Origin of the sequence: Maridesulfovibrio ferrireducens (assembly GCF_016342405.1) — a bacterium.
Lineage (GTDB): Bacteria > Desulfobacterota > Desulfovibrionia > Desulfovibrionales > Desulfovibrionaceae > Maridesulfovibrio > Maridesulfovibrio ferrireducens_A.
The window spans coordinates 92156-104411 of the sequence record NZ_JAEINN010000002.1; the positions used below are offsets into that span (position 1 = coordinate 92156).

Below are 12256 nucleotides of genomic sequence, written 5' to 3' on the forward strand. Positions count from 1 at the left end.
AAGGGTTGCCCACCTTGCAAGGATTGCGACTGGGCAACCCCTGAACTGCTGGACGAAAATCAGGATATTTTTGATTTGCTCCGGCTTTGTTCGAATCAAGTGCGTGTGGGGTTCGGTGGTGTTTACGGGTTTGATCTTCCGGCTATTTTTGCAGTGGCGGATCGGATGGAAATCGAACTCGGTTGGCGGGAAATGTTAAAAATCAAAGCTGTTGAATCGGCTATGACTGAGCGGTCATCTACGGATAAGGATGCAGAATAGTGGCAGATAATCATACTCGAATTATAGTTTCCGCCAAAGATGAAGCCTCGAAAGTATTCCAGCGTGCCGGAATGGAGGCCGAAGGGTTGAGCCGCCGCGTGTCGCATCTTTCCGGTGTGATGGGCGGTCTTGCCGCTCTCGGTGGAATTTCTGCCGTAGGGCTTTCTGTTTCTGAGGCTATGGGACAGTTCGGACAGTTTGAAACAGCTTTGACCGATATGTCCAAGGTCACGAATCGCGATCTCGGCGAAATTCGCGGAGAGATCGAATCAATTAATCCCGCGCTCGGTTCATCAACGGAACTGATGCGCGGGTATTATCAAGTTATATCCGCTGGGGTAACTGATCCTAAAAAGTCTCTGGACCTGCTGACCGTCGCTTCCCGCGCTTCACAGGCCGCGCATGTTTCGCAATCTGAAACAATCAAAGCCCTGACAAAAGTTATGGCTGGTTTCGGTGACGAACTCGGCAACGCAACCGAAGCAAGTGACCTGCTCTTTGCTATGGAACGGCAAGGTCAAACCAGCTTTCAAGAACTGGTTCCGGTAATCGGCGACCTTGCCAATCTCTCGCATGAGGCTTCGGTTTCCACTTCCGCACTCGGCGGAGCAATGGCCCTGCTGACTCAGACCTCCGGTTCAACGGCAGAAGCGGCCACAAAATACAAGGCCCTGCTTATCGGCATGGTCAAGCCGACAACGGATATGGCTGAGGCTTTTGAAGCTTTGGGCTACAAGTCCGGTAATGCGCTGATTGAAGATAAAGGGCTGGTCGAATCTCTGCGGATGCTCAAAGAGTACGCCGATAAATCCGGCGTCAGCATGACTTCCCTTTTCGGAAGTGCTGAGGCTTTCATGGGTGTTTCCGCGCTGCTTGCGAATGGCGGCAAAACCTTTGCGGATAATATCCGCGACATGGGCAAGGCGGCTGGTTCCACTGAAAAAGCTTTTAAAAAGTGGGGCAAGACTCGGGACGCTGTTCAGAAGAAATTCGGGAATGTCTCCAATAATGTTCTTATGACTTTCGGGGGCGCATTTGCCCCTGAATTTACTGAAGGTCTTGATTCTGTTTCTGACTGGGTTGCTGGGCATGGGGATGAAATTCAGGATTGGGCTAAATCAACCGGCGAAGCTGTTGCTTCCGCATCGGACACAATCGCTACTGAATTTTCAATTCTCAAAAGCGGATATGATGCCTTGCCGGAATGGATGCAGGGCGCTGGACTTTTGGGGGCCTTTCTTTTTGGTAAGAAAGGTTTGGTTATGCTTACCGCCGCTACACATTTGGCGGGAACTTTTTCGAACATGGGTCAGGGATATGAGGCATATGCAAACGGCGAATTAAGTTTCAGTGATTTTGCAACTATGAATTCAGGGGAATTGTCCGATTTTCTTAAAAATAGAAATCCGTTGGATTCTTTGAACGCAGAATTGAAAGCTCTGGAAAGTAAACAGGCTGGTTATGTTTATCAGGATGAAAAAGATTCTTTTAATGGCGAAATTGCAGAGATTAAAAAACAGATTGTAGAGGAATATAGCAAAGCTGCTAAAAAAATTGACTCCAGCGGTGATGCCGCCGCACTTGCGAGGGCTGCTGGAATTACTCCCGGTGATATAAAGCCTAAGCCTTTTGTTTCAGAGTCAAATACAATTCCTGTCGGTGCTGGTTCCGGCGGTGGCAAAGCCAAAGAAGACAAAAAAGCCTTGTGGCAGGATGAAGACGATCTTGCAAAACGCCGCATAGCCAATTCAAAGAAAATTTCTGATGCTTGGGCCAAACGATCCGGCCGGGATGTTCAATCTGAACTTAAGCAGTTTGAAGCGTCTGAAAAAGAAAAGCTGCGGATAACAAAAGATTTTAACCAGGACTATGCAGAACTCACGGGAAACAGCTACGAATTTGAAAAAACCGCTATCAAGGCTCAGGTCAAGGCGTGGGAAAAAGCCGGAGTTGATAAAATACAGCTCGCCAACTGGGAGCTGATCAGCCTTGAAAAACTGGAAAAAGAACATACTGCAGACGTTAAAGCTGAGAACAAAAAACGGATAGCAGACGCTAAGAAAACCGCGCGTGAAGAGCTGCTTGCCCGTAATAATTTTTTTGAAGGGATGAAAGCCGGATTTCAAGACGTATTAGACGCAGAAAAGAACTGGGCTGAACGCGGAATTGATATTGCGAACAGCTTTTCTACATCCTCGAAAGCGGCTCTCGGAGATTTGGGTTTTGATGCCATGATGGGCCAGATGAAAAGCTTTTCCGATTACTGGTCGACATTCTGGGGCGGTCTTGCCCGATCTATTTCGAATCACCTTGCTGACCTCGCCGTTAATAAAGGTCTGGACATGCTGATGTCCATGGGCGGCGGCTTGTTTGACATGGCTGGTTCGTTCCTGTCGAACGTCTGGCATACTGGGAATATGCGGCTCGGTGCTGATGAAGTTGCTTCCATTTTGCAAGAGGGTGAAATGGTTATCCCTGCGAGACAGGCAGAAGTGATTCGTCAATCTGTCGGTTCTGACGGCATGAGCAAGGGTGCTTTTTTCGATTCTGTTGTTGACCGTGTTTCTGTCGGTTCAAGCTCAATTTTCGATACGATAAACAATAGTCAGCGTGATGTTTACGGAAAGCACATGCTTAATTCTGCTTTAATGGCAACTGGTACGGGTTTATTTAACGGTTATTCAAATTGGCAGACAGTAGGACAGCAAGGGAAGGCTCTACAAGATGCGGGGCTGCCTGTAACTCAAAGCGCGATCGATAACCTTAAATGGAGTTCCGCTTTAGGCGGTCTGGCTAGTAGCTTCTTTCCTAGCTTTGCAGGGAACATGTTCAGCAGTTTCGGTAATCAGGCTCTTGGTATGAATGACGATGCTTACAGCATCGCTGGAATAGATTTTTCATCTTCTACAGTCGGGAATGCTATCGGGGCTGTTGTTGGTGCAGTTTTGGGCGGACCTGTTGGCTCTGTTGTTTCGGGTGCTATGTCTCCTGTTTTTTCTCTTGCAGTTTCCGGCATAACTGATCTTTTGGGACTGAGAAGAGAAGAAACTCTGCGTGATTCAGTTGAGGATAAATTTGGTGAAATAACAGGTCGTTTAGCTTTTCAATCTTTCGGTAAACAATATGCTTCGGTTCCTTCCTTGGCAGGATATTATCAAGAAAAGTTTGATCTGCAATCACCTGAACACAAGGCGATGCTAGCGAGTATTAACCCTGTTACTTATCCAGAACAAATCGTTTTAGAAAAAATTAACGCTAAGATTGAAGAACTTAAGGCCGCGAATGCAGCCGGTGCACCTGAGTTAGCTTTTACTAGTTATCATAACTTTGGAACTGCATATCGGGATGCCGCATGGGAAAAGGGCGGTATCGATAAAGTTAATGCGGCTGAGGCTATTGCGCGTGATATGGGATTTGCTTCATATGAAAGTCGTGAAATGGCGGCCAAAGCTCTTGGTCGTGGGCTGACATATGAAGATTATTATTACACCCCATTAGGCACGCGTGTTGACGTAAATTCCGTTGAAAATCCCGATTCCGCACTCGGCAGGGCTTATGCTGATGCTATTGCTGCTGGAAGAATCGCTCAGGGCTATCAGTTTGGTGATGGGCTGAGCGGTGATAGAGGCGGTCTTGGTGGGCTTGGCGGATTTGGCGGTTATACGGGGGTTGGTGATTATGGTTTAGGCTCTGCGGTTGATTTTGGTAATGCTATGCAGGATTACGCCGATTCCTTAGGCTCTGGCGGCTCTGATCGATCTGACAGGTCGAGCGGAGGCACTGGGTCAGGAAATGCAGGCGGGGCAAGTGGTTCTTCTGGCATAGGTCGCCGTTTTGGTGGCCGTGTAGATGCTGGCGGCGAATATGTCTGGCAGGAAGCCGGACTACCAGGTGAAGCCTTTTTTCCTAAAACTGACGGCTTTGTCCTTTCACACGAAGATACAAGCCAGATGATTAACGCGTTGCAGTCTATAGTTAACGCTCAAAAGTCCGGTACCTCTCCCGTTGCCGCATCCGGTGGCGGCGAATCTACGCTTGTTCTCAATCTGCATATTGACGGTCATCAAATAGCAACTGCTATTGTGCCTGCCCTCCGCGAACTATCAGAAAACGGTGTTCAGTTTGTACGCAATGACACTTTGATAGGGGGCTAATTATGAGCTGGGAAACTTTTGCTGCTAAACCTCGTTCGATTAAGATTTATACTGCTGAAATATCTGTCGCTGATCCTGCTAATCCTACGGCTGAGCGCGAAGTTTTGCGCTTTTCGTCCGATGGAATTGATCCTGCTTTGTCTGCGCTTCCATATTCTCCGTGCATCGCGAGCTTGCCGACTTTTACGCGCTCTTTGCAGTCCATGACATACGGCCGCACGACTGCGGCTTTCGGTAATATGGTTTTGCTGACTGGCGGCGGTCATCTTGATTCGTTTATCCATGATTATATTTTTGCGGGTGCGCCTGTGGTGATCAAATCCGGCTTTGACGGGCTGGATGTTTCGGAATTCAAAGAAATCTTTTCCGGCAGAGTCACGGACGCACCGACATGGAATGACACAAAGCTGACGCTTTCGCTTGCGGACGGTGTGCGCGATCTGCTCGACCATAAGCTGACTGAGCAGACATTAAGCGGGGTTCTGCCGACTGTTGTTTCCGGCCTGCTCGATGCGGCAGGGATTACAGCCGATAAGCGTGATTCTGCAATGTGGGACGCTTGGAAAGCTGAGAATAATTTTTCGATCTGGCTTCCGATTTCCGCGAACCAGACACTCGGAAACGTGCTGGATTTACTGCTTTCACCCCTCGCGAGTTGGTATACTTTTGACCGATCCGGCCTTTTCCGCATTGCGACATTTGCCGGACCTGAAGCAGAAGCCGTTCCAGTGCTGGAATTGACGGATTTAGAACTGACTAAATTTTCTGAAAAGAATCACGGAAAACATACGTGGAAAGTGGTTGTAACTTATTACACTGCCACCGGAGCCAGTTCCACCACTGCGGAAACCAGCTGGGAAGATTCGACAATTAAGGATTTAAACCCCGTTGCGGTCGAAATGAGCAAAAACACGGTGCTGACTGCGCTTGCTGATGCAAACACTGTTCGGGACCGTTGGAAAGAGCTTTTCTTTGTTCGGCGGCTGGTGGCTACGGCAGTGGCAAAGACTCGGTTGTTCGGTGTGAATATGGGCGACCATGTTCATATTTTTCGCGACCGGCTGAATATTAATGACATGTACCGGGTGACTAAAATTATTGATAACGCGACTAAAAACAGTGTGACTCTGGAGTTGATGCGATGAACGCAAATGTGAGATTTTTATGGGAATCTATTTACAGCGATGCGGCTACGCTTGAAGCATCCGCTTTTGTCGAGGGTTGGCCTGTAATTAATTTACAGCATCCCTTGACTGCGCTTGCTTGGAAATGTCCAGACGGTACAGGATTTGTAAAAAACAGCTTTGATGAACCGCGCATGGTCTCCGCTCTGGCATTGATAGGGCATAATCTCGGGATTGGTTCAACTGTTACTATTCGCGTGTATGACGATGCGTTTCTGACTGAAATATTCAGCCAGACTTTTGACGTTATTAAACCCGTTTATACTGCGGGTGAAATTCTGCCGTGTAACAGTTCGCCGCTCGGTTATCCTTCTGCGGAAGATCTGGCGGTTTTACCCCGCACAACTTCTGTTTTTTTCTTGGATAAAACTTTCTGTCAACGCTGTTTAAAAGTCGAAATTAATAACGGGGCTACTGCTTTTCATGTCGGGCGCATGATTTTGTGTAAACATTTTGAGCCGCAAAATAATTTTTCTTACGGCTGGCGCGATTCCCCAAGTGATGATTCCACTGTTACCCGCGCGCTCGGCGGACAAGATTGGGTTGACGATAAAGCACGTCGCTGCGGGTATTCATTTTCTCTCGGCAGTTTGAGTAAAGGCGAGGTTGATGGACCGCTGAAAAAAATGCGCAATCATTGCGGAAGATCCCGCCCGCTAGTTGTCGTGCTTGATCCTGATAATCCAATCGCTAACCACGCCGTTTATTGTAAATTTAAAATGGTCCCAGCTGTTACGCAGCCGCAACACGGTATTTATACCGCTAATTTTAATATTGAGGAGGCGTTATGAGTATCACGGTTATTTCGTGTAATGATTATGACTGGTTAATTCAGGTTAACGCTAATTTTGCGTCATGTCAGAGTGATATTGACGCGATTGTTGCTGAAATCAATGCGGCAAGGGCCGGCTCCGCAAATCTGGCAGGAAAGATTTCTAGCATGGATTCTGATCGCAGTGCCATAAAAAGCGAAATCAGTACCGCAAGATTCGGGAAATCAAATCTTGCTTTAAAAATTGCGGACATGGATCAAAAACAGGCAGATATAAAAGCCGTTGTCGATGCTGGCATGTTTGGCGGCCCACCTGAACTATATGATGCTTTGAAGGCATACGCTGAAGGCGAGCTTTGCGCTTATGTTGGAAAAATATGGATGTCGCTTGTTGGCGGGAATATCGGAGTTGCTCCTAATCTTGATTTGAATAAGTGGAAACAGCAGACTAATTGCACACCGGATTTGATGTCGCTGTTAAACGCTTATGTTGGCAAGCTCCAAGCAGGTCAGATTAACGGTGTTGCGGGGAAGATGAAGACTGTGGAGATTGGAGAAATCGTAATCGGGAGTAAGTTCTTTTCAGATACAACTTGCGGATCTACGGCTACGACTTTCTCTACAACTAGTGCTTTTACTAATTTTGGAAGTGGCTCGTCAATCCTTCCCACACTAGAAGCAAAGTTACAGGGTGACAGCGGCAACTTTTATAGTGTCATAAGAATGATCTCTGGAAGTGCTTTTTGGGTTCACCCGAAACATGGAGATGTTCGTTCTGATTTTACAACAGGCAACACATACACGGTTCAAGTATCACAAGAATCCACAGACCCCGCAGACCAACAAGAGGGCGAACTTGATGTTGTCGAGTATCTGTTGGGTAGTAAGTATACTAATACTGACTTATGGACAACCACAATAGGCTTTGGGCTAGCCCTACCTTACTGGAATAACAGTAATTTCCCTGTTACTATCGTAGGTACTCGGGTTACTGGTGGTGCGGCTGGGCAAAACTCTTTAGTACTGATGACTGCTAGTTCAAGTGGTACTTACGAGCTTGATATAACAAACAACCTCGTAGATGCTGTAAACGTACATACAAACGGTGTTGACTTAACAACTATTGCAGGAGGAGCTAGAGGAACAGTATCACTTGATGGATCAAGTGCTAATATCTACTTCTACTCCGTAGGTATGACCGAGGCTGTGGATATAACAGTACATAGTGTAGTACATAAAGTTGGCAATCCCTACACAGTCGCAGAACTCCACGGAGTAGAAGTAGACCAGTACACTAACATTGCTCCTGATCCTACGTTTACGCAGGATGGTAGTGCGGGTGGGTGGATTGTTGACGGACCTATCTCTATATTAAATGGGGTATCAACATTTAATAGTGCGGCCTTTAGTAATAATGTGGGGACTTCTGTGGCAGGTGTAGAAGGTAAGAAGTATTTAACTAAAACCGTAGTAGATGAGGTAACGAGTGGAAGTCTACAGGTTTTTACCTTTGCTAATGCTTCCGATGGAACTACTGACGAAAACTTAGGTCAGATCATAACTTCATCAGGAACTTATTACGATGTAATTGAAACTGATGTAGATTCAAACTTAATTGGTTTATGGGCTTCCGTTGCCGGAACAACAGCCAAAGTCTCCGAGTTATCCATCTTCGAAATTCCAGACGATATGTACGGACAGCTTAACACAGGCTACCGCGGTGCTGACGGGTTGTGGGTTAATCAGTTGTTGGGGAATTTGGTATCGCCGTCAACAGGCATTAGACGTTTAAAATTAGATAAAAAAGCGGCAACTCCGACAGGTTACTATGCTCTTAATTCAACAGGTTCTTATGTTGATATATCTGCAAACTGTACATTTAATAGCCCTGGAAACTATGTTGACATAAATATATCTGCTTTGTGGTCCCCACTCGGCTACACATCCGAAGCTGACATGCTCGCAAACTCTGCTATTAGGCTTGAGTACAAGACAAGGGCTAGAGTGTTTAGACCTGCGGCTAATCCACAGAGAGTAAAAGTGCTCAGTGATGTTTATTATGCTAATGATCACTATGGTAGCTTTAGTAACTATTTAACGGGAGATTTAACTGGAAACGTACATACTGGTACGTCTGCACCATTAGATTTTGCTACTAAAGTTTCAAGTTACAATCTGACAACTGCTGGATACCTCGGGCAGTGGGGCTACCCTTTGCGCCATGGTATTACTGCTTTGTCTTCATTCTCATGTAAGGTTGGGATTAAGTTCATCTTCGGACTGTTTGAGAAAGCCGGAACCTATCATGTCTGCGTGTGGTTCTGCGAACTCATATGGGATGCTGTCGCTGGCAACTGGGGTGATGATGGTATTATCTGGATTGTAGATAATGTTTTATACAAAATTGATCTCAACGGCCACGCTGTAAAATGCGGTTGCATGAGTTTTGATACCGGCATTCCCGTAGGAGGCGCATAATGTTCAGTTTATATTTGCAAGCCTTAGAACACGGCTCGCCTGATTTGGTACTTGAGGATAGATTTTACAATGACCTGCAGAATCTTTACGCTGAAACAAATCTGCTCGATTGTCCTGAGCAACTGCCTAGTACTATCATGGAAACGGAGTGGTACAAGCAAAGCGGCTGGCAGGAAGTCCGAAAAGCAGCTTATGGCCCTTGGGAAATGCAAAATAATTTGCAATATGACGGATTGTGGATGGAGCATGTTGCAGCTGTGAAGGTGAGGTTTCCAAAGCCGGAGGGTTCAGCGTGATTATTTACACTGACAGAATGCCAAAACGTTTCGCTGGTTACACAATCGGCCCTGTAATTCTGATCCGGCCAAAATATAAAGATGATGCCGGATTGCTTGCACATGAGCAAAAACACGTTGAACAGTTTTGGGCTGCTCCAGTGCTTCACGGAGTTATGTATCGTTTTTCTAAAGGGTATAGATTAAAATCTGAAGTCGAAGCATATCAGGCACAAATTGAGTGCGGTATGGATATTAACCGGGCCGCTAAGTTTTTATCTGGAAAATATAATCTTGGAATATCTGTTGATGCGGCTGTTGATTTGTTGACGGTGTAAATATAATTAAAGTTTAGGTTTAAGTTTTGTACCCCGTAAAAAGCCCTGTTTCTCGTCGTGAGTGGCAGGGCTTTTTATATTTCATTACTGAATCTTTTCAGCGATATTCTTAACCCCTCCGGCAAGAACCTTTATTAATAGTTTAATTGATTCCGTCTCATTTTTGTTGTCCCCTGTTATACAATTCGTCAACGTTTTGATACCGTTGCTGAGAGTTTCAAGAGTGTCTGCCGGATTGCAATTGTCGTCTATTTGCAGTCTTATTTGAGCGTCCATGTGAATTTCCCCTTTGAATTAACATTGAGCAGGTTTTGATGTTGATATAGAATTATTAGCTTGATCAATGTTTGTCAATAATTTTAGACAGTTAGCCTGTGATGAATTAAATCACAAAAAGTGAACTTATGAAACATACCCCACCTGCCTTGATTGTCCGATTTATAGATATAATGAATCAATATGGTCTGATAACGGACCATGACGGTATAATTTTGCACTGCAATCCGCATTTGCTTGATGTTTTAAAATATGCAGTCAGTGCGCTTGATGAAGTTTTTGGCGCGGAATCTGCGAGTATTCAGGATTTGATTAGGCAGTCTGTTGCGTCGAAAAAAATGGATTCATTCAATATTGAAATGGATTTCGGGGACGGAATCAGTCAGGTTTTCGGACAGGTTTATCCGCTCGAGTGCGAAACGGGGTATATTGCGGCGTTGCTGTTTCATCCTGTTGATTCACTGCGCCGACTGGAAAAGGTTTCGTTTGATCGGCAGAGTAAGTTGCCGACAGATAGCAGGTGGGTGATAGACGATGAATTTAAAACTTTGTCATTTTCAGCGGATGAGGATTCTATTTTTTACGGCAGGGAACCGGGCTTTTCAATTTTTGAAGCCGTGCTGGAAAAAGATCATCCGACGGTTTTGACGGCATTTGATAAAGCGGCTCTCACCCCGGGCGAATTAGTCACGATTTGTATAGATATACAGCGTCATCATGGACTGTGCGAAGTTGAGGTGGATATTATTTATGCGCCGGATATGTTTTACGGAAACAGATATTTTGTGCTGACGCGTCCGGCAGTTAATAGAGCGGAAGATATACTCAGCCGTATGTCGGAAGCGTATCAAGTCGATCATGATAACGCCTTGGCCCGTTGTCTTAATGTCGGCCCGCCGTCTATTTCAAATGTGCGCACGCGTATCCGCGAATTGCCGGACAGCTGGCTTGTTAAGTGTTGTCTTGAATGCAGGGTCAATTTCCATTGGCTTTATGCCGGACTCGGGAAAAAGTTTTTTGATTAAATTTGATTAAATGCGTCGGCGGATCATTACGACCGGCGCAATAGTTTTAATCTCAGCTTTCAACTGTTTAATTTCGAAATCTTTCTGATGGGTTCCCATGTTCGTCAACCAGCCTTTTAGATAAATCCACTTATCATCTTCACCCATATATAATTTTAACGTTGCCTCGCCTTCTTTTTTTGTGTCCATCCCTCTCCGGACTATAAAGACAGGTTCACCTTCTATGGGTTTCATTTTCGGATCACAATATACAATGTTGCCCGGATTTATTCCGGCCGGAACCATGCTGTCGCCTATAGCCATTGCCGCTATCATGTCTTTGTGGAACTTCGGAACTGATGATGTTGCTGCCATCGGCAAAGTTAAAGACCAGCCGGAAACACCGCACTGAGCAAGTCCGATTAAAGGTAGTTCCGCGCCGGGGGAAAGCATATCCTGCGTGACTTCCGGCAGTGGCTTGTTTCCTGTTTTTTTGCCGTTGCCGTAAAGATCTCCGCAGCCCCTCGGATATTTATCCTCACCAGCCTGAACCCGCATATCCAGCAAAGGCCCGTCCTGCTCATACTGTTCCCGTGTAAGCAGCGGCTGGCCCATCTGAGCTATCAAAAAATTCATATTCACACGATATTTTATTGCCCACTGCCGCAAAGCTGATGCTGGCGGCATCATCTGACTGTCCATGATCGCATTCAGTTCGGTTACAGTTATGCCGCCGACTGCCGCGAAATTCTCGAGCGTGGTCTGAATGCCGGAGTCTGCGAACAGATTTTTTAAAGCCGTTCCAAAACGAGTCTCGGGCGTGTCAGTCCTATTCGCAGATTCAGCATAAACAGGCCCTTTGCCAGTCAGTAGCCAATCACCATTTATATTAAATTCTTCACAAACTTTCGTCAAAATTTCGGATTTAGGTGTTCCTTTGCCTTGTGTGTAATTGCGGTAACTCATGGGTGTGAGTCCAATTCTGTCGCAAAATGCAACCTGCTTAAGTTCTAACATGTCTTTAATGCTTAGAAATCTTTGAACAATATCACTCATAGTAAATTTTTACCCACTTTTTTATAAAAAGCATTGAACTAAGTAAAAGTTTTCTGTATAAAACAATTTATACAGAAACTGCGAAAAGTTTTACGCAATAATTTTAAAATTACATTAGCAAAGAGGAAATTATGAAAGACTTTACCCAAAAAAACCAACCAGCACAAGAAGCCGGACCGTCCTCTTTTGAGATGTGGCTTTTCATTAATAAGAAAACTCAAAAATGGGTTTGTGACCTCCTTGATCTTTCCTGCGGACAGGTCAGCCGCATTGTCAGTGCTGATTCCTGCATCAAATCTCACCGCGAAACCCTGCTTGCCGCCGGAGTCCCTGAAAGCTCTCTGCCGAAACTGAGTGACGGCAAAGTCGGGCGCAAGCCTAAGCCTCGTTCTGAATGCAGGGCGTCTGCATAGGTTTGTTCGGGTAAAAGATAAATCGTTCAGCATAGCAGTAATTGT

Annotated in this window: 11 protein-coding genes; 9 read left to right on the top strand and 2 right to left on the bottom strand. The window is 45.7% G+C overall.

The annotated features are described in order from the left end of the window. Positions 1-75: 75 nt before the first annotated feature. The 7 genes from JEY82_RS19670 to JEY82_RS02275 are packed head-to-tail and all read left to right on the top strand — an operon-like array spanning position 76 to position 9462. The gene (locus JEY82_RS19670) at positions 76-261 is read left to right on the top strand and encodes a hypothetical protein (protein ID WP_369681144.1); all 186 of its coding nucleotides are present in this window, start codon (positions 76-78) and stop codon (positions 259-261) included. Further along, the gene (locus JEY82_RS02250; protein ID WP_304082179.1) at positions 261-4415 is read left to right on the top strand and encodes a phage tail tape measure protein; all 4155 of its coding nucleotides are present in this window, start codon (positions 261-263) and stop codon (positions 4413-4415) included. Before JEY82_RS19670 ends, JEY82_RS02250 begins: the two co-directional genes overlap by 1 nt. A gap of 2 nt (positions 4416-4417) precedes the next feature. Beyond that, the gene (locus JEY82_RS02255) at positions 4418-5560 is read left to right on the top strand and encodes a hypothetical protein (protein WP_304082181.1); all 1143 of its coding nucleotides are present in this window, start codon (positions 4418-4420) and stop codon (positions 5558-5560) included. After that, complete coding sequence (locus JEY82_RS02260) at positions 5557-6390, top strand: hypothetical protein (protein ID WP_304082182.1); 834 nt, start codon at positions 5557-5559, stop codon at positions 6388-6390. Before JEY82_RS02255 ends, JEY82_RS02260 begins: the two co-directional genes overlap by 4 nt. Beyond that, on the top strand, positions 6387-8849 hold the full coding sequence (locus JEY82_RS02265) for a hypothetical protein (RefSeq protein WP_304082184.1): 2463 nt from the start codon (positions 6387-6389) through the stop codon (positions 8847-8849). Before JEY82_RS02260 ends, JEY82_RS02265 begins: the two co-directional genes overlap by 4 nt. Next, positions 8849-9145 carry a hypothetical protein gene (locus tag JEY82_RS02270; protein ID WP_304082186.1) on the top strand — a complete coding sequence of 99 codons (297 nt, stop codon included), beginning with the start codon at positions 8849-8851 and terminating at the stop codon, positions 9143-9145. Before JEY82_RS02265 ends, JEY82_RS02270 begins: the two co-directional genes overlap by 1 nt. Continuing rightward, positions 9142-9462, top strand: coding sequence for a hypothetical protein (locus JEY82_RS02275; RefSeq protein WP_304082188.1), 321 nt, complete (start codon positions 9142-9144; stop codon positions 9460-9462). The genes JEY82_RS02270 and JEY82_RS02275 overlap by 4 nt, the downstream gene beginning before the upstream one ends. Before the next feature lie 84 nt (positions 9463-9546). Here JEY82_RS02275 and JEY82_RS02280 read toward each other — a convergent pair whose 3' ends face one another. Continuing rightward, complete coding sequence (locus tag JEY82_RS02280) at positions 9547-9738, bottom strand: hypothetical protein (protein ID WP_304082190.1); 192 nt, start codon at positions 9736-9738, stop codon at positions 9547-9549. Between the two features lie 128 nt (positions 9739-9866). On the opposite strand from JEY82_RS02280, the gene JEY82_RS02285 reads away from it, so the two are divergent. Further along, a complete protein-coding gene (locus JEY82_RS02285; RefSeq protein ID WP_304082192.1) occupies positions 9867-10763 on the top strand; it encodes a helix-turn-helix domain-containing protein in 897 nt (298 codons plus the stop codon). 6 nt (positions 10764-10769) lie between these two features. Here the strand turns inward: JEY82_RS02285 and JEY82_RS02290 are convergent, their stop codons facing one another. Beyond that, a complete protein-coding gene (locus tag JEY82_RS02290) occupies positions 10770-11798 on the bottom strand; it encodes a helix-turn-helix domain-containing protein (protein WP_304082193.1) in 1029 nt (342 codons plus the stop codon). Between the two features lie 131 nt (positions 11799-11929). On the opposite strand from JEY82_RS02290, the gene JEY82_RS02295 reads away from it, so the two are divergent. Beyond that, positions 11930-12211, top strand: a complete 282-nt coding sequence (locus JEY82_RS02295; protein WP_304082195.1) for a hypothetical protein — start codon at positions 11930-11932, stop codon at positions 12209-12211. The last annotated feature ends 45 nt before the right edge of the window (positions 12212-12256 follow it).